Genomic DNA, 21,666 nt, shown 5'->3' with positions numbered 1-21,666 from the left:
ACGGGCGTCATGTCAGCAGAGCGATGGGCCACATCACGATCTGTGGAAACGCGGCGACCAGAACTGCCGCACTCAGGCTGATGGCATAGAACGGCAGGCTGGCGATCACCAGCCGCTCGGTCGGAATTTTGGCGACATAGGCGGTGGCGAACAGGCAAGTGCCGACGGGCGGGGTTGCAAGGCCGATGGCAAGGCATGTGACCATGAAGATCAAAAAGTGCATCGGCTCTACCCCTGCGGCAACCGCCGCAGGCATAAGCACCGGAATAAGCATCAGCGCGGCCGCGACAATATCCATCAACATGCCGACGATCAGAAAGATCAGCCCCATCATCAGCAAGGTGACAAAGGGTGATCCGCTGATCAAAGACAGCAGGCCCGATGCCTTTTGCGGCAACAGATCAACAGTGAAGATAAAGGTCGCCGCCGACGCCACCATCAGGATCAACAGCACCGTGCCGGCCAGCTTTCCGGCCTTTATCGCCAGTTCGAAAAAGTCGCGCCCGCCGATTTCGCGGTGCACCAGCCCCCCCACCAGCAGCGTGTAAATCACAGCCAGACCCGCGCCTTCGGTTGGAGTGACAATGCCGGAAAACATACCGGTCAGGATGATGACAGGAGCGCCAACTGACGGCAGGGCCCGCAAGATCGACCGCGCGAAACGCCCACGATCAAAGGCCACCACATCGCCATAGCCCCGCTTGCGCGACACGATGTAGTTATAGACCGCCAGCGACCCTGCCAGCAACACGCCCGGACCAAGCCCCCCGGCAAGCGCAGCGCCCACCGACTGCCCCGCCGCAGCCGCCGCCACAATGATCAGAATCGATGGCGGCACCAATGTGGCCAGTGTGGCCGTGATCAGCGTTAGTGCCGCCGAGTAGGGCAACGGATACCCGCGCGATGTCATCGACTTTATGGTTATCGGCCCAAGGCTGGCGATATCGGCCACCGAAGACCCGGAAATGCCGCCAAACACAAAGGACGACGCAATGTTCACATGGCCTAACCCGCCGCGAAACCGGCCCACCATCGCCTCGGCCGCGTCAAAGATGCGCTCGGACAGGCCGCCACGCTCCATGATCTGACCGGCCAGAATGAACAGTGGCACTGCGATAAGCAGAAAGGAATTGATCGAGGTTGCAAGGGTTTGCGTAATCATCGACATCGGCAAATCGTAAAGCTGCATGGTGATCACCGTGCCCAGACCAAGGGCCACGGCCAAAGGCACCCCAAGTGCTGCCAGAACCGCGAAGCATAAAAGAAGTGTCAGGCTCATTTTTGGCGCTCCTTCATGGCATGTGTATAGTCTCCGCCTTGCAACCCGTGGATGATGGCCCCCAGCACCGCCAGACCGGACCCAAGCACCAGTGGCAGCGTGGCCAGCCACATCCCCACCCGCAAAATGGGCGAGCTTTCGCCAAACCGGATCTGTTGGGCCAGCAATTGCCAGCCGTAATAGGCAACGATCACAAACAGAACCGCCGCAGCCAATGCCGGGATCAGATCAATGATCCGTCGCGCCGCTGGCTGGGTCACAAGATCGGTGAACAGCGTCACTGCCGGGTGCTGTCCTGTGCGGAAACTGGCGGCCACCCCAAACCAGATCGTCCAGATGAACAAAAACCGCGACAGCTCTTCGGTCCATGGCACCGAACTTCCCAGTTGGCGCGAAATCACCTGCAAGGCGATCAGGCCGATCATTCCACAAATGGCGATCAGCAGCACCACATCCACAAGCCGCCAGATCCATCGGTCGATGGTTTTCACGATCTGTCCTTCCACGTTTTTGGTGTTTCCTGTTTCAGCCCACACCAAACGGGTGGAAGGCCGTGGCGGAATGCCCGCCCCGACCTGCTTTGCAAGCTGTTACTTTGACACGAAATCAACGCTCTTTTGCATGAATTCAGGTGTGATCTGTTCTTCGAACTGTGAATAGATGCCACGCGCGACGGTCTGGATCTTTTCCAATTCGCCCGCCGCCAGTTGGTTGACCTGCATGCCTGTCTCTTGCAGCTTGACGATAATCGCGGCCTCTTGCGCGATTTCCTCTGCGTCACGTTCCGCAATCATCTCGGCTGCTGCCTCTTGAACTGCTGCATGGTGATCGGTTGGGATCTTTTCCCATGCAGCCATGGACAGCCCGACCAGGAAACTGTCGGCCAGATGCTGCGTGATGTTCAGATGCCCCTGCACTTCATACAGACGGTTGTTGAACGGCACTTCGACCGGGTTTTCCTGACCGTCGATCGCTTTCAGTTGCAGCGCCGAATAGACTTCGGAAAACGCCATCGGCGTTGGGTTCGCGCCAAGCGCCTGAAACAGGCTGACGAACAGCGGGTTGTTCGGCGTGCGCAGGTTCAGTCCCGCAAAATCTTCAACGGTGGTGATCGCGGTTTCGCGCGTGGTCACATTGCGGAATGTGCGCAGAAAAAAGCCCAGACCCTTGATGTTCAGCCGTTCCATTGATGCCAGCAACTCTTGCCCCGGCTCGCCCGACAGATAGGCTTGCAATTGATCATAATCGGCAAACAGATAGGGCAGCGAGATCGCGTTCATCTTCGGCTCAAAGGACGCATAGACCGAGGTGGCCAAAATCAGTCCATCCAGCGCGCCAGAGCCAAGCTGGTTGATCGCGGCGTTCTGGTCTTTGCCATACAGGATGCCATCGGGGAACACCTGAATGACCACCGCGCCCCCGGTCTTCTCAGACACCAGTTCGGCAAAGCGGGTGGCCGCGCGTCCGACCGAACTTTCCGCAGGGTCCGGCACCGCCATCCGCAACTGCGTTTCGGCCAGCGCCATGTTAGGCGCAGCAAGGCCCGCAAACATCAGGGCCACGGCAGTAGCGCCCAGCATCAAGGCGCGGCGGGTAAGATTGTGTGTCATAAGGTTTCCTCCCATTTGACTTTCGTTATTCTCTCAGGCCAGCGCCTTTGGGCGCAGTCCGTTTCGTCGTTCCAACTCAAGGATCAAGGCAGAATGGTCCAAATCGCCGCCGCCATGCGCCACCAGATCGGTAAACAGCTGGTCCGCCAATCCAAGCAGCGGCAACTCTAGTCCCAGCGATTGCGCCAAGGCCTTCGCCGCCCCGGTGTCTTTGATCTGATATTTCGCAGGGCCACCGGGGGTGAAATCGCCCGCAATCATCCGCGCGCCATGCAGATCGAGGATACGCGACCCGGCAAATCCGCCAAGAAGCGCCTGACGCACACGCGCCACGTCCGCCCCGCCCTGCCGGGCCAGAAGCAACGCCTCGGACACCGCGCAGATGGTTGACGCAACCAAAAGCTGGTTCACCAGCTTGGTCAGTGCCCCAGACCCATCCGGCCCGACATGGGTAACAGTGCCCATCGCCGACAGAACCGGATGCAGCGCCGCAATCTGATCCGCCTCTCCCCCCACCATGATCGACAGCGTGCCCGCCGCCGCCGCAACCGTGCCACCCGACACCGGGGCATCGACCCAGATCAACCCCATCCCCCGCGCCTGCACCGCCATCGCCTTGGCCTCGTCATGCGCGATCGACGACATCACTATCAGGCTGGCCCCTTTGGCCATCGCTTGGGCGGCCCCGGATGATCCGAACAGCACCTCGGCACAAACCGGCCCGGAGGACAGCATGACGATCACCGCATCCGCCCCACGGACCGCCTGTTCAGGCGTTGTGCAAACCGTGACCTCGGTGCCTGCATCCTTGGTTTTTTCAAGGGTGCGGTTCCAGACCCGCAGCTTGTGTCCGGCCGCCGCCAGATTGGCGGCCATAGGCCCGCCCATCAGCCCGGTGCCCAAGACGCCAAGCTGCCAACCCGCACTCATGGCACAACGCGGTCCAAAAACCGCACTGGTTGTTCGTCGCACTGGGCCAGAGCCTCGCGGAACGCAGCCAAATGTGGCGTTTGCAGATGCGCGTCAAAAGCTGCGCGGTCGGTATAGACCTCGTAGAACAGCACACGCGCCAGACCATCGCCCTGCTGCACCACCACATCAAATTGCAGACAGCCGGGCTCTGTGGCCAAGGATGCCTCGGCGTCGGCCCGTGCGGCGGCCAGAAAAGCGCTCAGCTTTTCCGGGGCCACATGGAATTCTGGCAAAACGACAAAGCTCATGCTGCTTTCACCGCTTTTGGACCCATCTTGATGACCTGTTCGCGGCGCAGACTGACAACATCCAGATCTTCGACAAATTCCACATCCGACATGCGCATGATCTGATCGCGCGGGATGTCATTTTTCAGCTTCACATGATGCGCCAGCCCCATCGGCAACGCATCGACAGCCGTCGATATCGTGGCCGGAATGGCCTTGGCCCAAGTCGCAAAGCCGCCCTCGCCGTCCAGATAAGACCCGGCCTTCAGGTTTGATTTCGCGGTTGCCACCGCATCACCCCGGAATTCACGCGACGATCCGGTCGGCTCATGGCGCAACACCGCCGACAGCACAGAAACCGAAGTTTCCAGCCCGATCAGGTGGAAAGGCCGCCACATAGAGCCATACCAACCCGATTTGTCGGTCAGCAGGCCATATTGTTCAAAGCAGCTTTTGGTGTACTCATCCGGCGCGCGAAAGGTGACGAACATGCCATACTGGATGTTGTTCAGCACCTTGCGGCCATCGGGTTCCATGCTGGCCGCAATATCGACCAGCCCGTTTGACGGCAGACGCCCGCCCTCGGATTCAGGTTTGAACACCTGCGCCAGATCCTGCAAACCGGTGGGATAGAAGGCCAGACCATCATCGGGGCAATCCAGCCCCGTGCCATTGGCAACAGCGGCCATTTCAATTGCGGCCTTGGTGCCATCGGTGAACGAGTTGTACATCTTGGGGTTAAAGTCACCCTTGGCCACAAACTCATCACTCCACCCGAAATAGCCCCAGACGGTATCAGGTGTGGAATAGCGGTATTCGGGGCGGAAGTTCATGCCCTTGCCCGCCGAGGTCAACTCGAAACCGCAAGATCGGACCCAATCGACCAACTCGCAAATGAACGCGGGCTGATCGCCATACGCCATGGAATAAACAAGGCCCTTTTCCCGCGCCATCCGGCCAAGGATCGGGCCACACATCACGTCGGCCTCAACGTTCACCATCACGATATGCTTCATGCCGTCGATGGCTTTGAGCGCGTGACGCACCCCGGCAATCGGGTGGCCCGTGGCCTCAATGATGCATTCGATGCCCTCAAACGCACAAAGCGCGGCGGCGTCATCGGTCACAAAGGTCCGGCCCGTGTCCATCGCATCGCCCAGCGACTTGGCCGCGTATTCATCGGCCTGCCACCCGGTGCGTGCCAGCGAAGCCCGCGCCTTGCCCGCATCCAGATCGGCCACGCCGACGATATGATAGCCCGCAATCTTGCGCGCTTGCGCCAACACCATCGAGCCGAACTTGCCGGCCCCGATCAGGCCAACACGAATGGGCCGACCGGTTTCGTTGCGGGCTTCCAGCATCGAGTAAAGGTTCATGTTCCATCTCCGATAGCAGGCCGACGGATGCGTCAGGCCCCAAAATTTTGTGGACAGGGAAAGCTTGGCCAGCGCGCCACCGATGCGGGGCACGTCATGGATTTTCAACAGTTTGCAAGTCCCCCGATCGGTCTTGACGGTGCCACAACCGATACGCCCACTGTCCCGCAGTTAAGGTGTCAGAACAATTTATTCTTTCTGCCGTTTTGCTTAGATAATCTAAGTAGTCGCGTTGACCTCATGCCAGTCCCTTGCCTGGTCACGCACCCAATCCAGAAACAGTTTCACACGCCTGCGCCGAAGGTTGGCATGGGGGCAGACCAGCCATTGCGTCGTCACCCGCATGTTCGGAACATCGTGCAGCGGTACCACCAGTTGGCCGCTTTGCAACTCTCGCTCCATCATCAGAGTGCTTTCCAACGCCACACCCAAGCCCAGCATAGCCGCATCGACCGCCATGTGAGAGCGGTCAAAATACAGCCGCTTCATCACGCCTTGGTCACCAAGCCCCGCCTTTTGAAACAGAGTGTTCCACTGAACCTGCGCTTTGACCGAATGGATCAGCCGGAACCGGTGCAGATCCGCAACCCCAAGCGACCCAGGCCCCGCCAAGGTTGGCGCGCAGACCGGCACAAAGCGTTCTTCAACCAAGGGCTCTATGTGCAACCCGGTCCATTTTCCGGTGCCGTGTCGGATTTCCACATCCACCAGATCGCGCGCGAAATCCGTAGGCTCGTTGGTGCCGTCCAGCCGGATGTCGATATCGGGATTGGCCTCCAGAAACGTGGGCAAGCGCGGCAACAGCCATTTGGTCGCAATCGTAGGCGTCGCCCGGATGGTCAGCAGGGTCGAGGTTTTTGCCCCCTGTATCAGCCGGGTGGATGCGATGATGCCTTCGACCTGTTCGGCGATCATCTCGAAATAGCGCTCGCCCGCCTCGGTCAGCCGGATTTTGCGACCCACTTTGGTGACCAGTGATGTGCCGATCTGCTGTTCCAGCGCCCGCAACTGCTGGGTCACGGCAGACGGCGTAACACCCAAATGCTCTGCAGCCGCCGCCACAGAGTTCAGTGTCGCCACCTGATAAAACACCGATATCGCCCGAAACGGTATCACAACATTACCCTTGTGGCTTAATCATTGCCCTGACGGAATAGGTCAATGTGGTCCGCATGTGAACCCATTGACGCAAACCGCAGACACGAACATGTTTTTTGGGGCGGGGTAAAGCCTATCCGGTCTGCCCAGTCTGCCGGCGGGGATCGTTTTATACCTTCGCGGCGCCAGTCGCATTGCGCTCAACGGAGACTGTGCTTGGGGCACGCTGAACAGGTGCATGCAGTGAAAGCGAAACAGCGGGCGGGCCCCCGACGAAGCCGAACGCCTGCTCGCAACTCAAGCTATCGCCGGGGGATCCGAGCGGAGTGAAAAGGGGCTGCAAGAAATCCGGCCCGCATTCTATCTGGAAACCATCGCCGCGAAGTCATTGCGGCCAGTGTCTTGGTTTCGACGGAAAGAACGCGGGTCACACGCCATAGGGCGAAGGTTGCAGCAGCCGTAACCAAAGCTGCGAACAACTGTGCAGCGGCCAAAGCGTTTGCAGCTTCGGCCAACCAAGCGACGGCGCTATCAACCCACATTTCAAGAACCCCTCAACCAATGTTTCGCCGCATTCCGCAGCGCCGCCCGCCCGAACGACAAAAAAGCGATTCACGAACGCGTGATCAGTTCGGACGCTTTGGTTTGATTTTCCTGCAAAATCAGCTGCTTTGCCAACATGCAAAATGAAACGCAAAGACCGCCATTCAGGCAAAATTATCCAATAAAATCAAAGGCATATGGCGGAAGCGGTGGGATTCGAACCCACGGTACGGTTCCCCGCACGCTAGTTTTCAAGACTAGAGCCTTAAACCACTCGGCCACACTTCCAGACGCCCCCGATTAACGGGCCTCGGCGCTGAATTCAAGCGGGTCTGATGCCGATTGGTCAACTGTACGTGTCGATCTATGCCGAAAGTCTCGCGTCCCCTTTCCACGCGGGACGCACAGCGGTATGATAAGAGCGCAAATTACGTTATGCATCAAACATGGGCTGCATCAACAACAGGCGGCCAAGGGAAAAAAGCGCAGGATAAACCTGCGTCCATCGGGGGCAAGGAATGGCACAGGCACGGATCAGGTCGCTCATCCTGATGACAGTCGCAAGCACGGCATTGGCTGCTTGTGTGAATGGCGAAAACCCTTTCAAAGGCGGGCAAAAGGCCGAAGGCGCGCAAAGTGGTCCTGCGGCATCCACCTCTACCCGGCTGGTGGACCGCGATGTTGAAGCACCCGAGGTGTTTCAGACCAAGGACAAGGCGCTGTGGGACGGCCGCCCGTCGCTGGGCGGTGTCTGGGTTGCGTCACCCGATGCCAAAGACCCCGAACGGGTCATCATCCGCAATGCGTCCAACGGGAAATTCGTGATCGGCGCGCTGTTCCGGCGTGAGATTGAGAATCCGGGGCCAAAGCTTCAGATTTCGTCAGATGCCGCCGCAGCCCTTGGCATTCTGGCCGGTGCGCCCGCCGATGTCAGCGTGATTGCGCTGCGTCGCGAGGAGGAGAAGGTCACCACCGACGCGACCAAGCCGATCCTCGATTCGTCAGAAAGCGTCGAGACGCAATCGCTTGACCCGATTGCCGGGGCAGCCGCCGCGATTGACCGCGCAGAAGGGCGGCCGGTGTCGCCCACTCCGGCTGCGCCTATTGTTAACCGACCTGCCGCAACGGCTGCTCCTGCAGCCGCCGCCCCTGCTGCCCGCGCCCCTGCTACCGCCGCTCCTGCTGCGGCCACAGGCGGGCGCACGATTCAGATCGGGATCTTCTCGGTCGAGGCCAACGCCACCCGCGCGGTGGAAACGCTGAAAAAGGCTGGCGTCAGCGGCTCTGTGCGGCGTGAGGAAAGCCAGGGCAAGGCGCTGTGGTCGGTGACCACGCGCGGCGATGCAGCCATGATGACCAAGGTCAAGGGACTTGGCTTTCCCGATGCCTATTTCCTGAAACGCTAAGCTGGCGGAGATCCGATGCGCCCTTTGTTTCGCCCCGTTCTGACCGCGATTATGATGTTTGCCGCCAGCATGGCGCAGGCATTCGAGACGCGCGCCACCGCCGCCTGGGTCTATGATGTCAGCACTCAAACCGTGCTGATGGATAAGAACGCCGATCTGGCCCTGCCCCCGGCCAGCATGTCCAAACTGATGACGATCAACATGCTTTTCGAAGCGTTGCGAGATGGCCGGGTAACGATGGATACCGCGTTTCCCGTGTCGGCCCGTGCTGCGGCAATGGGTGGATCGACGATGTTCTTGCAGGAATCCGACCGCCCCACGGTCAGCGATCTGATCCATGGCATGATCGTCAACTCTGGCAATGATGCCTGCGTGGCCGTGGCAGAAGGGCTGGCGGGCACCGAAGAAGCTTTTGCCGAACAAATGACCCAACGCAGCCGCGCGCTTGGCATGCAAAGCTCGGTCTTCAAGAACTCATCTGGCTGGCCTGCGATTGGCCATGTGATGTCGATGCGCGATCTGGGGATCTTGTCCAAGCGGCTGATCGTTGATTTCCCCGAGTATTACCCGATCTTTGCCGAAACAACGTTCGATTACAAAGGCCGTGCGCCCGCAAATTCGAACAACCGCAACCCGCTTCTGGCATTGGGTGTGGGGGCTGACGGCCTGAAAACCGGCCACACATCCGAGGCAGGCTATGGCCTTGCCGGGTCGGCAGCACAGGGCAACCGGCGGGTGATCTTTGTCATCACCGGGCTTACCAGCGAGCGCGAACGCGCCGAAGAAGCAGAGCGTATTGTGTCATGGGCCTTCCGTCAGTTTGCCGAAAAAACGCTTGTGAAAGCCGGGCAGCGCGTGGCTGATGCGCCGGTCTGGATGGGGGCGGTGGACCGGGTGGGTCTTGTGCCTGCCGCTGATGTGCGCCTGCTGGTGCCCGCGCTTGTGCAGGAAAATGCCACCGCCGAAGTGGTTTACACCGGCCCATTGCGCGCACCTTTGACGGCGGGCACGCAGGTGGCGGAAATGATCATCCATATCCCTGACCTGCCCGATGCCCGAGTGCCTTTGGTGGTGGAATCCGATGTGGCCCGTGGCGGGTTTGGCAAGCGGTTGCTGACGGCGGTGGATATGTTGCGCGCGCGCTACCTCGACGGGCAGCCTGCCTCCTGATAGGCGGGGGCTATGGCGGGATTGTTCATCAGCTTTGAAGGCATTGACGGGTCGGGCAAATCAACCCAGGCGCGGCTTTTGGCCGATACCTTGCGCAGGGCGGGCCATGGCGTCACCCTGACACGCGAGCCCGGTGGCAGCGCGGGGGCCGAAGAAATCCGCCGTCTGGTGCTGGAAGGCGCAACCGACCGCTGGTCGCCCGAGACCGAGATCTTGCTGTTCACCGCCGCACGCCGCGATCATCTGGAAAAGACCATCCGCCCGGCATTGCTGCGCGGCGATGTGGTAATCACCGATCGTTTTGCTGACAGCACCCGGATTTTCCAGGGCATCACACGCGGCGATCTGACTGCTACGGTGGACACGCTGCATGATCTGATGATCGGGGTTGAACCTGACCTGACCCTGCTGGTCGATCTGGACCCGGCCGAGGGGCTGGCGCGCGCCACCGCCCGCGCTGGATCGGAAATGCGGTTCGAAGATATGGGACTGGCGTTTCAGACCCGCGCGCGGGCGGGGTTTCTGGCGCTTGCTACTCGTTTCGACCGCTTTCGCGTGATCGACGGGGCGCGCATGCCCGACGTGGTGGCGGCGGAGGTGCTGGCCGCCGCTCTGGCCGCCTTGCAGGCCCGCTGATGGCCGCCGCTGTCGATCTGCCCGAGCCCGACCGGATTGAGGGCGCGCCCCACCCGCGCGAAACCCAGCGGCTGTTTGGCCATGATGCAGCGGAAAGCGCGTTCCTGAATGCCTATACCTCGGGGCGGTTGCATCATGGCTGGCTGATCACCGGGCCGAAAGGTGTGGGCAAGGCCACGCTTGCATGGCGCATTGCGCGGTTCTTGCTGGCCACCCCGCCCGATGATGGCGGCATGTTTGCTGCGCCACCGCCGGAGAACATGACCATCCCAGCCGAAGCGCCCGTCGCGCGCCGGATGCTGCAACTGGCCGAGCCGCGCCTGTTTTTGCTGCGCCGTGGCCCAAATGACAAGGAAACCGCCCTGTCTGCCGATATCCGGGTGGATGAGGTGCGCAAGATGAAGTCGTTTTTCGCGCTGTCGGCGGCAGATGGCGGGCGGCGGGTGGCGATCATTGATGCGGCGGATGATCTGAACACCGGGGCGGCCAATGCGCTTTTGAAACTGCTGGAAGAACCACCTGTCCAAGTGACATTCCTTGTCATCGCGCACCAGCCGCACCGCTTGTTGCCCACGATCCGGTCGCGTTGCCGAGAACTCAGGCTCAACGCGCTGCCCGCTGAACCGCTCGCCCGTGCGCTGGAACAGGCGGGCGGCGCGGTGGACCCGGAAGACGTCCAAGCCCTTGGCGAGCTGGCGGGCGGCTCTGTGGGCGAGGCATTCCGGCTGACCAATCTGGACGGATTGAAAACCTATGGCACGCTGATCCAGATGTTTGCCGCCCTGCCCCGGCTGGACCGCCCGCGCGCGCTTGCGCTTGCCGAAACTGGTGCGGGCAAAGGGGCCGAGGAACGCTTTGACCTGATCGTGACGCTGCTCGATCTGTTTCTTGCGCGGCTGGCACGGGCAGGCACCCTGCGCCAACTGCCCCCCGAGGCCGCAAAGGGCGAGGGCGAGGTCTTTGCCAAACTGGCGCCCAACGAACATGCAGCACGGATCTGGGCCGATCTGGCACAAACCCTGACCTTGCGTGCGCGTCGGGGAAAGGCGGTCAACCTTGACCCTGCCGCCCTTCTGATGGATAGCTTGCTCAAAATCGACCAGACGGCGGCACAGCTCGCCCAGAGGTGAGCCTATGACGCCCCCCGAGATAGTAGACAGCCATTGCCACCTGGATTTCCCGGATTTCGACGGTGAGCTTGACCAGATCATCGCCCGCGCTCATGCCGCAGGCGTTGGCCGTATGGTCACGATCTGCACCCGGCTGCGGCAGGAACCTCAGGTGCGCGCCATTGCCGAGGCCAATCGTTCGGTGTTCTACGCCGCAGGCACCCACCCGATGAGTGCGGCGTCTGAGCCGATGGCCACGGTTGAACAGCTGGTGGCGCTGACACAGCACCCAAAGTTTGTGGGCATTGGCGAGTCGGGTCTGGATTACCACTACACCGCCGACTCCAAGGAGGTGCAGCAGCGCAGCCTGCGCCTGCACATCACGGCGGCGCAAGAAACTGGCTTGCCCCTGATCATCCACGCACGCGGCGCGGATGAGGATATGGCCGCGATCCTGACGCAAGGCTATAGAGATCGCCCCTATTCTTGCGTCATGCACTGCTTTTCCAGCGGTGAATCATTGGCCAAGGCAGCGCTGGAGCTGGGATTTTACCTGTCGATGTCAGGCATTGCGGCCTTTCCCAAAAGTCAGGAATTGCGCGATATTTTCGCCGCTGCCCCGGTGGACCGTATCTTGCTGGAAACCGACAGCCCCTACCTTGCGCCGCCCCCCTATCGCGGACGGCGCAACGAACCGGCCTACACCGCCTTTACCGCCAAGGTAGGGGCCACCCTGTATGGCCTGACCGAGGTGGAATTTGCGGCACAGACCACCGCGAACTTTGACAGGCTGTTTCCTCGCGCCCGACTGTCGGATCACGCCGCATGACCGGGCGTTTGCGCTTTACCATCCTTGGCTGCGGCTCGTCCGGTGGCGTTCCACGCCTTGGCGCGGTTACGCCCGACTGGGGTGACTGTGATCCCGCCAACCCCAAGAACCGTCGCACCCGCTGTTCGTTGCTGGTCGAGCGGATCGGGGCGGAAGGCATAACGCGGGTGCTGATCGACACCTCGCCTGATATGCATGCGCAACTGCTGGCCGCACGGGTCGGCGTGCTGGATGGGGTGGTCTTTACCCATGCCCATGCTGACCACACCCATGGCATCGATGATCTGCGGCAGGTGGTCTACAACCTGCGCAACCGCTTGCCGGTCTGGGCCGACGGGCCCACGCAAGACGCGCTGATTTCGCGTTTTGGCTATGCTTTTGTGCAGCCCGCAGGCAGCCCCTATCCGCCGATCCTTGACCTGAACGCGATTGAGGATGACACCCCGTTCACGGTGTCTGGTGCCGGGGGCGATGTGACCTTTACCCCGTTTCTGTGCGATCATGGCAGCATGGATGCGCTGGGGTTCCGTATTGGCGCGCTGGCCTATCTGCCAGACGCGGTGGCGATCCCCGAGGTGCATTGGCCCCTGCTGTCGGGGCTGGAGGTCTGGGTGGTAGACGCGTTGCGCCGCAAGCCGCACCCGACACATGCCCATCTGGATATGACCCTTGGCTGGATTGAGCGCGCGAAACCTGCCCGCGCAGTGCTGACCAATATGCACAACGATCTGGATCATGGCACCTTACTGGACGAATTGCCGCCCCATATCCGCCCCGCATTTGACGGTATGGTGATAGAGCTTTCCGCATGACTGCCCTGCTCGATGTAATCCTGCCGGTCTTTATGGTGATCGGTTTTGGCTATGCCGCCGCGCGCTTTGGGCTGTTTTCCGACTCGGCGGTGGATGGGGTGATGCGTTTTGCGCAGAACTTTGCCCTGCCCTGCCTGCTATTCCGCTCTATCGCGATGCTGGACCTGTCGGGGGCCTATGATGTCGGTCTTTTGGTGTCGTTCTATGTCGGTGCGTTCAGCGGCTTTGGCTTATGTTTCATTGGCGCTCGGTGGCTGTTCAAACGACCCTTGACCGATTCTGTTGCCATCGGTTTTGCCGGGTTGTTTTCCAATTCGCTGCTGCTGGGCCTGCCCATCACCGAGCGCGCTTATGGCGCAGGCGCGCTGACGGGCAACTTTGCGATTATCTCGATCCATTCGCCGATGCTTTATGGTTTTGGCATCAGCCTGATGGAATGGGCCCGCACGCGCGGCCAAGGGCTGTCGCCTGCCGCCCTGTCGCGCCAGATCGGCAAGGCGGTGTTTTCGCAACCGCTGGTCATCGGCATCATGCTTGGGTTTGTCGTCAACCTGTCGGGCCTGCCGCTGCCGGGTGCGTTCTGGTCGGGCGTGGATCTGATGACGCGCGCGGCGATTCCGGCGGCCCTGTTCGGTTTGGGTGGCGTGCTGTTCCGCTATCGGCCCGAGGGTGACAAGGCCACCATTGCAATGGTCTGCGTGGCGTCACTGATCGTGCATCCGGGCGTGACATGGCTGCTGGGCACGCAGGTCTTTGCGATGGACACCGCCGCCTTGCGCTCGGCGGTGGTGACAGCGGCAATGGCTCCGGGCGTCAACGCCTATCTGTTTGCGCATCTTTACGGCGTGGGCAAGCGGGTGAACGCCTCGGCCGTGTTGATCGCCACCGTGCTGTCCATCGGGTCGGTCTGGATATGGTTGGCCATCCTCCCCTAGTGCGGCGTGACCCCGCGCAGCCGTTCCGACCTGCGCCGCAGGATTTCCAGCGTGGTCAGCATCCCGATTGAGATCACGACCAAAATCGTGGCCACCGACAGGATCGCCGGGCTGATCTGTTCGCGGATACCGTTCCACATCTGGCGCGGGATGGTTTGCTGGTCATGGGCAGCCACGAACAGCACCACCACCACCTCGTCAAACGAGGTGACAAAGGCAAACAGCGCGCCCGAGATAACGCCGGGCAGGATCAGCGGCATAGTCACCTTGAAAAACGTGGTAGTCGGTGGTGCGCCAAGGCTGGCAGCGGCGCGGTTCAACGACTGGTCAAAGCCAATCAGCGTAGCCGTCACGGTGATGATCACAAAGGGAATACCCAGCGTGGCATGGGCCAGAACAACGCCGATGTAGCTGCTGGTCAAACGCCCGCAATATTGCGACAGCCCGGTCCAGTTGATCAGTGCGCAAGGGCTGGAGTAGAAAAAGAACAACCCCGTCGCTGTGATGATGATCGGCACAATCATGGGCGAGATCAGGATCGCCATGATCAGCCGACGGTTCGGCATCTCTGGCCGCGACAGACCCAGCGCCGCTATGGTGCCCAGCACGGTCGCCACGATGGTCGCGAAAAAGCCGATGATCACCGAGTTTTTCGCCGCATTGACCCAAGCACTCTTGCGCCAGACCTCACCCCACCATGCGGCATCACGCGGCACGTCATTGGGGATCGAGGGCTGGGTCAGCAACAGATCATACCAGCGCAGGCTATAGCCTGACGGGTCAAAGCTGAGCATCTTTTCGGTAAAGGTGAAGTACGGCTCTGCGTTGAAAGACAGCGGCATCACGATCAGGATTGGCGCGATCAGGAACAGAAAGATCAGCGCACAGATCGCCAGTCTTGTGTAATACCAGACCCGCTCCAACGGGGATGCATAGACGGGAAGTGCCATAATATGTGCCCCTGCTCAGCCCAGTTTCAGATTGTCGATGCCGACCAGTCGGTCATAGATCCAATACAGGATCAGAACCGAGCCAAGCAGCAGTGCCGCGAGGGCCGAGGCCAGCGACCAGTTCAGACTGCTTTGCATATGGAAAGCGATCAGGTTGGAAATCAGCTGCCCGCTTGCGCCGCCGACCAGTGCGGGGGTGATGTAATAACCCACCGCCAGAATGAACACCAAAAGCGACCCCGCCCCGATGCCCGGAAGGGTTTGCGGCACATAGACCCGGCGAAACGCAGTCCAGCTTGTAGCCCCCAACGACCGCGCGGCGCGGACGTAAGACGGCGGGATCGGGCGCATCACCGAATAGAGCGGCAGAATCATGAACGGCAGAAGGATATGCGTCATCGCAATGATCGTGCCCATCTGGTTATAGATCATCTGGATCCGGCCTTCCTCGCTGATGATCCCCATGGCCACCATGGTATTGTTGATCACCCCTTGCTGTTGCAGCAAGACCATCCAACTGGTCGTGCGCACCAAAAGCGATGTCCAGAATGGCAAAAGCACCAAGATCATCAACAGGTTGGACCACTTCATCGGCAAGGTCGCCAACAAATGCGCGATCGGGAAGGCCAACACAAAGCAGGTGAATGTGATCAGTGCCGCCATGAGAAAGGTCTTGATGAACAGGCTGACATAAATCTGCCGTTCTTGGGGCATTGGCACGATCTTGCCGTTCACGTCGCGGGTCATATCCAACGCGGCAAGGAAGAAGTTGGCGCTATACGCGTCAGACACCTGACGCATGGTACCCCAAAGGTTTGGGTCATCCCATTTGGCGTCCGCCGCCAGCAATGCCTCACGATAGGGCGGCTCAAACCGTGCAGCCCCCCGCGCGGTTGAGGTGAACAGCGACCGCGTGCCCGACATCTCATAGTTCACACGCGTGCCGACCACACCCACGGTGCGCGCGGCTGCGGAATCCTTCAGGTCAAGCGCCAGTGCTTCCCATGCGGGTTCATCAGGCGCGGTGCCGGGTGGGTTTTCGACAAACCATGCCGTTGTGCGCGGCATGTTGGCGGAAAACCCGTCATTATAGATGGCTTGATGCATCAACTGCCCGATGGGCACGATAAAGGTGATGAGGATAAAGGCCAGCAGGGGCAGCACCAGCAAAAACGCACGCCGTTTCGCGCGTTGTTGCGCGGTGGCAAGCGCCGATTTCAGCGGGCGGCCATCGCTGGTGGTCAGCAGACCCCCGGCAGGTACAGAAACATCAGCCATCACAATTCCCATCTTGCCGAATTGGGCCCCATCGCGCCGAACCAGGCCCCGTCTTCAACGAATCGGGGCGGCAGTCACCCGCCGCCCCGTGTCAGATCAGTTTGACGCCAACCAGGCGTTGAAACGCTCGTTCAACTCGGTATCGCGGTCGACCCAGAACTCATAGGACGACGGCAGCGCGTTGGTCAGGTTTTCAGCCGCGGTGGGCATGAATGGGCCCATCTCGGTCTTGCCGTCCATGAACAGACCGACCAGAGGGCCGGACGAGTGACGGGCCGGACCATAAGCAATCCACTTGGCCTGATCAGCCAGCGCCTGCGTGGTTGTGGCAAAGGTCAGGAACTGCTTTGCGGCCTCCATGTTTGGGGCACCCTTGGGGATTGCATAGCCGTCGTACTCATAGACCTGACCGTCAAACACCTGCTTGAACGGTTTGCCCTCGGTCACAGCGGCGGCAAAGAAGCGGCCGTTATATCCTGTGGTCATCGCAACTTCACCGTCTGCCAACAGTTGCGGAGGCTGTGCGCCCGCTTCCCACCAGATCATGTCGCTCTTGATGGTGCCAAGCTTGGCAAAAGCGCGGTCCACGCCTTCTGGCGTTTCCAGAATCGCGTAAACTTCGTCCGCTGGCACGCCATCGGCCATCAGTGCCATTTCAAGGTTGACCTTGGCACCTTTGCGCATTCCGCGCTTGCCCGGATATTTGGTGGTGTCAAAGAAATCTGCGATGGTGGTTGGCGGATCGGATGAGAACTTGCTCTCGTCAAAGGCGTAGAGGGTCGAGAACACGATGGTGGCGACAAAGCACTCGGTCACGGCGCCGGGCAGGAAATCATCCATCGCGGCGGTGCCATCTGCACCGGGGGCCAGCATGGCCGGGTCCAGCACTTCAAGCAGGCCTTCGTCACACAGGCGCACGGCATCGGCATATTCCACGTCAACCACGTCAATGGTCACGTTTCCCGCTTCTACCTGAGCCTTGATAGGTGCGGCCGGGTTGTCGGCATCAACACTGATAACGGTGATGCCGGTCTCTGCGGTGAAGGGTTTGTGATAGGCTTCGATCTGGCTGGTCGCATAAGCGCCGCCCCAGGACATCACAGCGATTTCCTGCGCCGAAGCGGCAAGGCCAAAGCCGGAAAGGGCCGTGGTCAGAACGAGAAGTTTTTTCATTGGCAAGCTCCCAAGTTGGTTATCTGTGGTTATTTGACCGCGCGGGGCGGCACTCCCCTTTTTTCGGGGAATTTGTCAGACCGGGTCAAGCGCGCGGGCATCTTGCGGATGCCAGCCGACCTTGATCTGTTGTCCAGGGCTCAGGCGCGTCTGGCCCTGCGTGTTGCGCATCTTCATCACGAAGTCATCCGACCCCGCGACCCGCAGCCGCGCGCGCAGGATGTCACCCATATAGATGACCTCCAGCACGTCGGCGCCAATCATGTGCGCGCCTTCTGGCATCATTTCTGGCTTGAACTCTACCCGTTCCGGGCGGATCGAGACCAGCGTTTGCTGCCCCTTTTGAGTCACGTTCACGGCAGTGGCGTCGATCACCTCTCCCGTGGCCAACCGGACCAGCGCCTTATCGCCCGAAAGCTCTTCCAGCGTGCCGGGCAGTTTGTTGTTCTCACCGATGAAGCCCGCGACAAAGCTGTTGTCGGGGCGTTCGTACAGATCGGCGGGCGGGGCCAGTTGCTGGATGCGGCCATCGTTGAACACTGCGATCCGGTCGCTCATCGTCAGCGCCTCACCCTGATCGTGGGTGACGTACACCACGGTGATGCCAAGGCTTTCATGCAAATGCTTGATTTCAAATTGCATATGCTCGCGCAGCTGCTTGTCCAGCGCGCCAAGCGGTTCATCCATCAACACCAGCTTTGGGTCAAACACCAAGGCGCGGGCAAGCGCGATGCGCTGCTGTTGGCCACCTGACAACTGTGCCGGGCGACGGTTGGCAAAGGCCCCCATCTGCACCATATCCAGCGCGCGCTGAACCTTGGCGTCGCGATCAGATTTGCCCATCCCGCGCACTTCGAGCGGAAAGGCCAGATTCTCTCCCACCGTCATGTGCGGGAACAGCGCGTAATTCTGAAACACCATCCCTATGCCGCGCTTGTGCGGCGGCACCATGTTGATGTTGGTGCCATCCAGACGGATTTCGCCATTGGTGGCGGTCTCGAAGCCCGCCAACATCATCAGACAGGTGGTTTTGCCCGACCCTGATGGCCCCAGCATCGTCAGGAATTCACCCTTGGCGATGTCAAGATTTAGGTCTTTGACGACAAGGCTTACGCCGTCATAGCTTTTTTGCACCCGGTCAAAGGCAACAAAGGCGTCGTTGTGGCTTTCGCTCAACTCGCTGGTCTCCCCATGTGGTCCGGCAGATTTTCTGCACTCGTTATAGTGACTAAATCCAATGCGGCCCCGCATTGCAACTGGCTTGTCACATTTTAAGGCATTGCATGCGGAATGCGGGAAAATCAGTCATATTGCGCCGCTTTCGCCGCCTGTTGCGGCAGATGGCGAGTAAATGCCGGGCAGTTTGCCTGCGGTCGATAACGACCAAGGGGGCAATCAGGCGATATGACGCGCGGGGCGGGCACATGGTTTTGGCACCTGAAGCCGGCTTCGCCTGCAAGGATCAGACCGGGGCAAGGCCACCAGACAGGGGTTTCCGTTCGAATCATCGCTGACCGTCGCGGCCCCATTGCATGGTGGCGACACCTTGGCACAAAGCCATGTGGCTGAAACGCAGCCCCCCCCAAGCGTAGCCAAGGCCCCGACATTCGCTCTACCCCATGCCGATTATCGCGCGGGTCCGAATGCCGGGTCAAAGCGCACCAATCCAAGATGTGGGGCATCTTCAGCAGGCACAAAAGCCAAAAGGCGCCCGGTTCAGCGGGCGCCTTTGGAAATTTTGCCAAGTCGTGGTGCGGATGAAAAGACTCGAACTTTCACTCCGATTAAAGAACAGCGACCTCAACGCTGCGCGTCTACCAATTCCGCCACATCCGCAGACACGACTTGGATGGCGGGCTTTTAGCGAAGCCCGCGCGCGAAGGAAAGGGGGATTCTACGCCATCCCGCGCTTTCTCTGCCGCGTCGCCGGGCGCACCCTGAACCGCCTGCCTGATCAGTTGCCCAAAAGCAGGAACGGCAGCCTTGCCGCAGACATCACAACCCGCGCACCAGCCTGTTCAGGTGCCAATATGCCGGGGGTGGTTTCTGCCACTTGTGGCGCAGCACTTGGCGCAAGCAGTTGTGTTGCTGTGGCTTCTGTCGCCAGTTCGGGCACCAACTCTGGCGCCACCTCTGGGGCCAGCGCGAACTGCGGCAGCGCTGCAGGCACCACCACCGGAGCCAGATCGCCTGCACGACCCGCCGCTGTGTAGGCAGCCTTGCGGATCACCGCGCCACGGTCGCCAAGACCCGGCGCAAACACCGCCTGCCCCTGCCCCATCGCGGTCAAGCCCATCTCATACCAGTCCAGCGCCAATTCGGGCCGCACGGTCGCACCAAAGCCCTGGCTCAGGTGATGGCCCAGCAATTCGGCATAGCCAGCCTCGCCCATGGCGGTCAAAAGCAGCGCCGAGCCGACAGCCACATCCATTGCGTCCGTGGTATACCCGACCCCAAGACAGATCTTGGCTGTGCCTGACAGTTGCGCGGGTGACATGCCAGAGCCAAGGACGAACCCCTTGACCCCGACCAGCACCTCGTCGCGGGTGCGCATCGACAGGCCCGCCACATGCTCGGCCAGCACCGGGCCAAAGCCTGCGCATTGCTCGGCAATCTGGCTCTGCGTGAAGCCTGCGATCTTGGCCGCCATCTCTTCGCCCGTGGCCATGGCGTAGGTGCGCGCCAGACAGAACTGCTCGCCCAAGGCAAAGGCCGGGTCGGTCATGCTGGCCTCGGTCACGTAACCGCCATTGGTGTTGGTCATCAGACTGATCTTGTTGCACTGGCTGGCCAGCGACACCTGAGCAGCCCCCGACCCCATGAAACTGGGCAAAGCCGGGGCGGCTGCCACAACCGGCGCCTCTGGCATCAGTTCGGGCAAGGCCGGGGCCGCTGCGATGACCCCTGCCGGGGCCACAGGGGCCGGGGCAAAGGGGGTTGCGACCATGGCGGGCGGAATGCCTGCCATTTCGTCGCGTTGCATCAACAGCAGGCCCTTCATGCCCATCGGATGCGTCGCGGCTGCCTGCGCCACCACAGGCCCGCCCGCAATCGCACGGTGATAGGCCGTGACCAGAACCGTGCGCTCGTAATCGGTCAGCTGACCGGTGGGCGGATAGCCCAGCGTCGCCTGATAGCTGGAAATGGCCGACCGGCTGCGCGGGCCGATCGCCCCGTCCGGCGTGCCGACCGGATAGCCAAAATGGTTCAGCGCCGTCTGCACCTCACGGTTGGCCTCACGCTGCGCGTTTGATACCCCCGGCTTGGCCGATTTGGTAGACTTGCGCTGAGTGGTGACCTGGCGGCGCTTTTGCTGGTCACGACCGATGGCATGGCCAATGATCCCGCCAATCAACGCGCCTGCAATGGCGTCCCCTGCATCGGCGTGAACTTGGTCGGCAGGGGCCAATGACAGACCCGCAATGATCCCGGCTGTTGCAATTGCTTTGAACTTCATCACATCTCTCCGTAAATGGCAGACTCAATTTCATTTGCGAAATAGGCTATCACGAACCTGCGATCTGACCAGTGCTCATTTCCTTATCCAAAGGCTCCATATGCCCGAATGGCAGCATCTTTCCGGTCTTGCACCCTACCTTGAAACGCTTGCAGCCATGGAAGCGCGGGCCGAGGCGATTGCGCGCGGCGACGCGCCCGAGGCGATCTGGCTGCTGGAACACCCTCCCCTTTACACCGCGGGCACCAGCGCGAAAGACGCCGATCTGACTGATCCCAGCCGTTTTCCGGTGCATGCCGTGGGGCGCGGCGGGCAATACACCTATCACGGGCCAGGGCAGCGGGTGGTCTATGTGATGCTGGATGTCGGCGCGCGCGGCCGCGACGTGCGCTGTTTTGTGCGCGCGATGGAAAACTGGGTGATCGCGGCCTTGGCCGAGTTCAACGTCAGCGGGCAGGTCCGCCCCGGCCGCGTCGGCGTCTGGGTGCCAAGGCCAGAGCGGCAGGGACCAGATGGCGCAGCGGTAGAGGATAAAATCGCCGCCATCGGCGTCAAACTGCGCCGCTGGGTCAGCTTTCACGGCATATCAATCAATGTGGAGCCCGACCTGAGCCACTTTTCGGGCATCGTCCCCTGCGGCATCCGCGACCACGGGGTCACGTCGCTGGTGGACCTTGGATTGCCGGTCACGATGGGCGATCTGGACGTCGCCCTCAAAACCACCTTTCCGCGCTTTTTCCCCGAAAGCAGGATGCAGCCGGACGGGAAGAACCCGCCGGGCTGCAAACCCACCTAACCCTGCTTTC

20 protein-coding genes and 2 tRNA genes are annotated in these 21,666 nt (G+C 60.8%); 8 read left to right on the top strand and 14 right to left on the bottom strand.

What is annotated here, in order from left to right; genetic code table 11:
• Positions 1 to 7: 7 nt before the first annotated feature.
• From Q8K08_RS21610 to Q8K08_RS21575, 8 genes are all read right to left on the bottom strand, one after another.
• Positions 8 to 1,279 (bottom strand): TRAP transporter large permease, encoded by a 1,272-nt coding sequence (locus Q8K08_RS21610; RefSeq protein ID WP_305251672.1) that lies wholly within the window; start codon positions 1,277 to 1,279, stop codon positions 8 to 10.
• Positions 1,276 to 1,770: a TRAP transporter small permease gene (locus Q8K08_RS21605; RefSeq protein ID WP_305251671.1), complete on the bottom strand. Its 495-nt coding sequence runs from the start codon at positions 1,768 to 1,770 to the stop codon at positions 1,276 to 1,278. The genes Q8K08_RS21610 and Q8K08_RS21605 overlap by 4 nt, the downstream gene beginning before the upstream one ends.
• Positions 1,771 to 1,869: 99 nt before the next feature.
• Positions 1,870 to 2,889: a DctP family TRAP transporter solute-binding subunit gene (locus Q8K08_RS21600; protein WP_305251670.1), complete on the bottom strand. Its 1,020-nt coding sequence runs from the start codon at positions 2,887 to 2,889 to the stop codon at positions 1,870 to 1,872.
• A 33-nt stretch (positions 2,890 to 2,922) separates the two neighbouring features.
• On the bottom strand, positions 2,923 to 3,819 hold the full coding sequence (locus Q8K08_RS21595; protein ID WP_304803455.1) for an NAD(P)-dependent oxidoreductase: 897 nt from the start codon (positions 3,817 to 3,819) through the stop codon (positions 2,923 to 2,925).
• Positions 3,816 to 4,109 carry a putative quinol monooxygenase gene (locus Q8K08_RS21590; RefSeq protein ID WP_304803457.1) on the bottom strand — a complete coding sequence of 98 codons (294 nt, stop codon included), beginning with the start codon at positions 4,107 to 4,109 and terminating at the stop codon, positions 3,816 to 3,818. Before Q8K08_RS21590 ends, Q8K08_RS21595 begins: the two co-directional genes overlap by 4 nt.
• Positions 4,106 to 5,464 (bottom strand): NAD(P)H-dependent oxidoreductase, encoded by a 1,359-nt coding sequence (locus Q8K08_RS21585; RefSeq protein WP_305251669.1) that lies wholly within the window; start codon positions 5,462 to 5,464, stop codon positions 4,106 to 4,108. Before Q8K08_RS21585 ends, Q8K08_RS21590 begins: the two co-directional genes overlap by 4 nt.
• A gap of 219 nt (positions 5,465 to 5,683) precedes the next feature.
• Positions 5,684 to 6,580, bottom strand: coding sequence for a LysR substrate-binding domain-containing protein (locus Q8K08_RS21580; protein ID WP_305251668.1), 897 nt, complete (start codon positions 6,578 to 6,580; stop codon positions 5,684 to 5,686).
• A 723-nt stretch (positions 6,581 to 7,303) separates the two neighbouring features.
• A tRNA-Ser gene (locus Q8K08_RS21575) sits at positions 7,304 to 7,393 on the bottom strand.
• 230 nt (positions 7,394 to 7,623) lie between these two features.
• Between Q8K08_RS21575 and Q8K08_RS21570 the strand changes: the two genes are divergently transcribed.
• Genes Q8K08_RS21570 through Q8K08_RS21540 form a run of 7 tightly spaced genes read left to right on the top strand, consistent with a single transcriptional unit; the run spans position 7,624 to position 14,002 of the window.
• Positions 7,624 to 8,511, top strand: a complete 888-nt coding sequence (locus Q8K08_RS21570; RefSeq protein WP_304803463.1) for an SPOR domain-containing protein — start codon at positions 7,624 to 7,626, stop codon at positions 8,509 to 8,511.
• A 15-nt stretch (positions 8,512 to 8,526) separates the two neighbouring features.
• Entirely contained in the window at positions 8,527 to 9,681 is a 1,155-nt protein-coding gene (locus tag Q8K08_RS21565) for a D-alanyl-D-alanine carboxypeptidase family protein (RefSeq protein ID WP_370654173.1), read from the top strand.
• 12 nt (positions 9,682 to 9,693) lie between these two features.
• Positions 9,694 to 10,317: a dTMP kinase gene (gene tmk, locus Q8K08_RS21560; RefSeq protein WP_305251667.1), complete on the top strand. Its 624-nt coding sequence runs from the start codon at positions 9,694 to 9,696 to the stop codon at positions 10,315 to 10,317.
• The gene (locus Q8K08_RS21555; protein ID WP_304803467.1) at positions 10,317 to 11,447 is read left to right on the top strand and encodes a DNA polymerase III subunit delta'; all 1,131 of its coding nucleotides are present in this window, start codon (positions 10,317 to 10,319) and stop codon (positions 11,445 to 11,447) included. Before tmk ends, Q8K08_RS21555 begins: the two co-directional genes overlap by 1 nt.
• A gap of 4 nt (positions 11,448 to 11,451) precedes the next feature.
• On the top strand, positions 11,452 to 12,255 hold the full coding sequence (locus Q8K08_RS21550) for a TatD family hydrolase (RefSeq protein WP_304803469.1): 804 nt from the start codon (positions 11,452 to 11,454) through the stop codon (positions 12,253 to 12,255).
• The gene (locus Q8K08_RS21545; protein WP_304803472.1) at positions 12,252 to 13,067 is read left to right on the top strand and encodes an MBL fold metallo-hydrolase; all 816 of its coding nucleotides are present in this window, start codon (positions 12,252 to 12,254) and stop codon (positions 13,065 to 13,067) included. The genes Q8K08_RS21550 and Q8K08_RS21545 overlap by 4 nt, the downstream gene beginning before the upstream one ends.
• Positions 13,064 to 14,002: an AEC family transporter gene (locus Q8K08_RS21540; protein ID WP_305251666.1), complete on the top strand. Its 939-nt coding sequence runs from the start codon at positions 13,064 to 13,066 to the stop codon at positions 14,000 to 14,002. The genes Q8K08_RS21545 and Q8K08_RS21540 overlap by 4 nt, the downstream gene beginning before the upstream one ends.
• On the opposite strand, the gene Q8K08_RS21535 is transcribed toward Q8K08_RS21540, so the two are convergent.
• The 6 genes from Q8K08_RS21535 to Q8K08_RS21510 all read right to left on the bottom strand — a co-directional run bounded on the left by Q8K08_RS21535 (position 13,999) and on the right by Q8K08_RS21510 (position 20,860).
• A complete protein-coding gene (locus Q8K08_RS21535) occupies positions 13,999 to 14,952 on the bottom strand; it encodes an ABC transporter permease (RefSeq protein ID WP_304803478.1) in 954 nt (317 codons plus the stop codon). The genes Q8K08_RS21540 and Q8K08_RS21535 overlap by 4 nt on opposite strands.
• 15 nt (positions 14,953 to 14,967) lie before the next feature.
• Positions 14,968 to 16,230: an ABC transporter permease gene (locus Q8K08_RS21530; RefSeq protein ID WP_304803481.1), complete on the bottom strand. Its 1,263-nt coding sequence runs from the start codon at positions 16,228 to 16,230 to the stop codon at positions 14,968 to 14,970.
• Positions 16,231 to 16,326: 96 nt separating this feature from the next.
• Positions 16,327 to 17,403, bottom strand: a complete 1,077-nt coding sequence (locus Q8K08_RS21525) for an ABC transporter substrate-binding protein (RefSeq protein ID WP_304803483.1) — start codon at positions 17,401 to 17,403, stop codon at positions 16,327 to 16,329.
• 75 nt (positions 17,404 to 17,478) lie between these two features.
• Positions 17,479 to 18,579: an ABC transporter ATP-binding protein gene (locus tag Q8K08_RS21520; protein WP_304803485.1), complete on the bottom strand. Its 1,101-nt coding sequence runs from the start codon at positions 18,577 to 18,579 to the stop codon at positions 17,479 to 17,481.
• 573 nt (positions 18,580 to 19,152) lie between these two features.
• Positions 19,153 to 19,239, bottom strand: a tRNA-Leu gene (locus Q8K08_RS21515).
• A 118-nt stretch (positions 19,240 to 19,357) separates the two neighbouring features.
• Positions 19,358 to 20,860, bottom strand: a complete 1,503-nt coding sequence (locus Q8K08_RS21510) for a peptidoglycan-binding domain-containing protein (RefSeq protein WP_304803488.1) — start codon at positions 20,858 to 20,860, stop codon at positions 19,358 to 19,360.
• A gap of 100 nt (positions 20,861 to 20,960) precedes the next feature.
• Here Q8K08_RS21510 and lipB point away from each other — a divergent pair, with 100 nt between their 5' ends.
• Complete coding sequence (gene lipB, locus Q8K08_RS21505; protein ID WP_304803490.1) at positions 20,961 to 21,656, top strand: lipoyl(octanoyl) transferase LipB; 696 nt, start codon at positions 20,961 to 20,963, stop codon at positions 21,654 to 21,656.
• The last annotated feature ends 10 nt before the right edge of the window (positions 21,657 to 21,666 follow it).

The organism is Pseudotabrizicola sp. (assembly GCF_030684215.1).
GTDB lineage: Bacteria > Pseudomonadota > Alphaproteobacteria > Rhodobacterales > Rhodobacteraceae > Pseudotabrizicola.
The sequence above is the reverse complement of the archived record's forward strand: the minus strand, read 5'-3'. Positions and strand labels throughout refer to the sequence as shown.

Coding starts and splice junctions, on each gene's coding strand:
- Q8K08_RS21545 (WP_304803472.1), top strand. CDS start 12,252: ATGACCGGGCGTTTGCGCTTTACCATCCTTGGCTGCGGCTCGTCCGGT.
- tmk (WP_305251667.1), top strand. CDS start 9,694: ATGGCGGGATTGTTCATCAGCTTTGAAGGCATTGACGGGTCGGGCAAA.
- Q8K08_RS21590 (WP_304803457.1), bottom strand. CDS start 4,109: ATGAGCTTTGTCGTTTTGCCAGAATTCCATGTGGCCCCGGAAAAGCTG.
- Q8K08_RS21570 (WP_304803463.1), top strand. CDS start 7,624: ATGGCACAGGCACGGATCAGGTCGCTCATCCTGATGACAGTCGCAAGC.
- Q8K08_RS21585 (WP_305251669.1), bottom strand. CDS start 5,464: ATGAACCTTTACTCGATGCTGGAAGCCCGCAACGAAACCGGTCGGCCC.
- Q8K08_RS21510 (WP_304803488.1), bottom strand. CDS start 20,860: ATGAAGTTCAAAGCAATTGCAACAGCCGGGATCATTGCGGGTCTGTCA.
- Q8K08_RS21525 (WP_304803483.1), bottom strand. CDS start 17,403: ATGAAAAAACTTCTCGTTCTGACCACGGCCCTTTCCGGCTTTGGCCTT.
- Q8K08_RS21555 (WP_304803467.1), top strand. CDS start 10,317: ATGGCCGCCGCTGTCGATCTGCCCGAGCCCGACCGGATTGAGGGCGCG.
- Q8K08_RS21540 (WP_305251666.1), top strand. CDS start 13,064: ATGACTGCCCTGCTCGATGTAATCCTGCCGGTCTTTATGGTGATCGGT.
- Q8K08_RS21565 (WP_370654173.1), top strand. CDS start 8,527: ATGCGCCCTTTGTTTCGCCCCGTTCTGACCGCGATTATGATGTTTGCC.
- Q8K08_RS21550 (WP_304803469.1), top strand. CDS start 11,452: ATGACGCCCCCCGAGATAGTAGACAGCCATTGCCACCTGGATTTCCCG.
- lipB (WP_304803490.1), top strand. CDS start 20,961: ATGCCCGAATGGCAGCATCTTTCCGGTCTTGCACCCTACCTTGAAACG.
- Q8K08_RS21595 (WP_304803455.1), bottom strand. CDS start 3,819: ATGAGTGCGGGTTGGCAGCTTGGCGTCTTGGGCACCGGGCTGATGGGC.
- Q8K08_RS21535 (WP_304803478.1), bottom strand. CDS start 14,952: ATGGCACTTCCCGTCTATGCATCCCCGTTGGAGCGGGTCTGGTATTAC.
- Q8K08_RS21610 (WP_305251672.1), bottom strand. CDS start 1,279: ATGAGCCTGACACTTCTTTTATGCTTCGCGGTTCTGGCAGCACTTGGG.
- Q8K08_RS21600 (WP_305251670.1), bottom strand. CDS start 2,889: ATGACACACAATCTTACCCGCCGCGCCTTGATGCTGGGCGCTACTGCC.
- Q8K08_RS21530 (WP_304803481.1), bottom strand. CDS start 16,230: ATGGCTGATGTTTCTGTACCTGCCGGGGGTCTGCTGACCACCAGCGAT.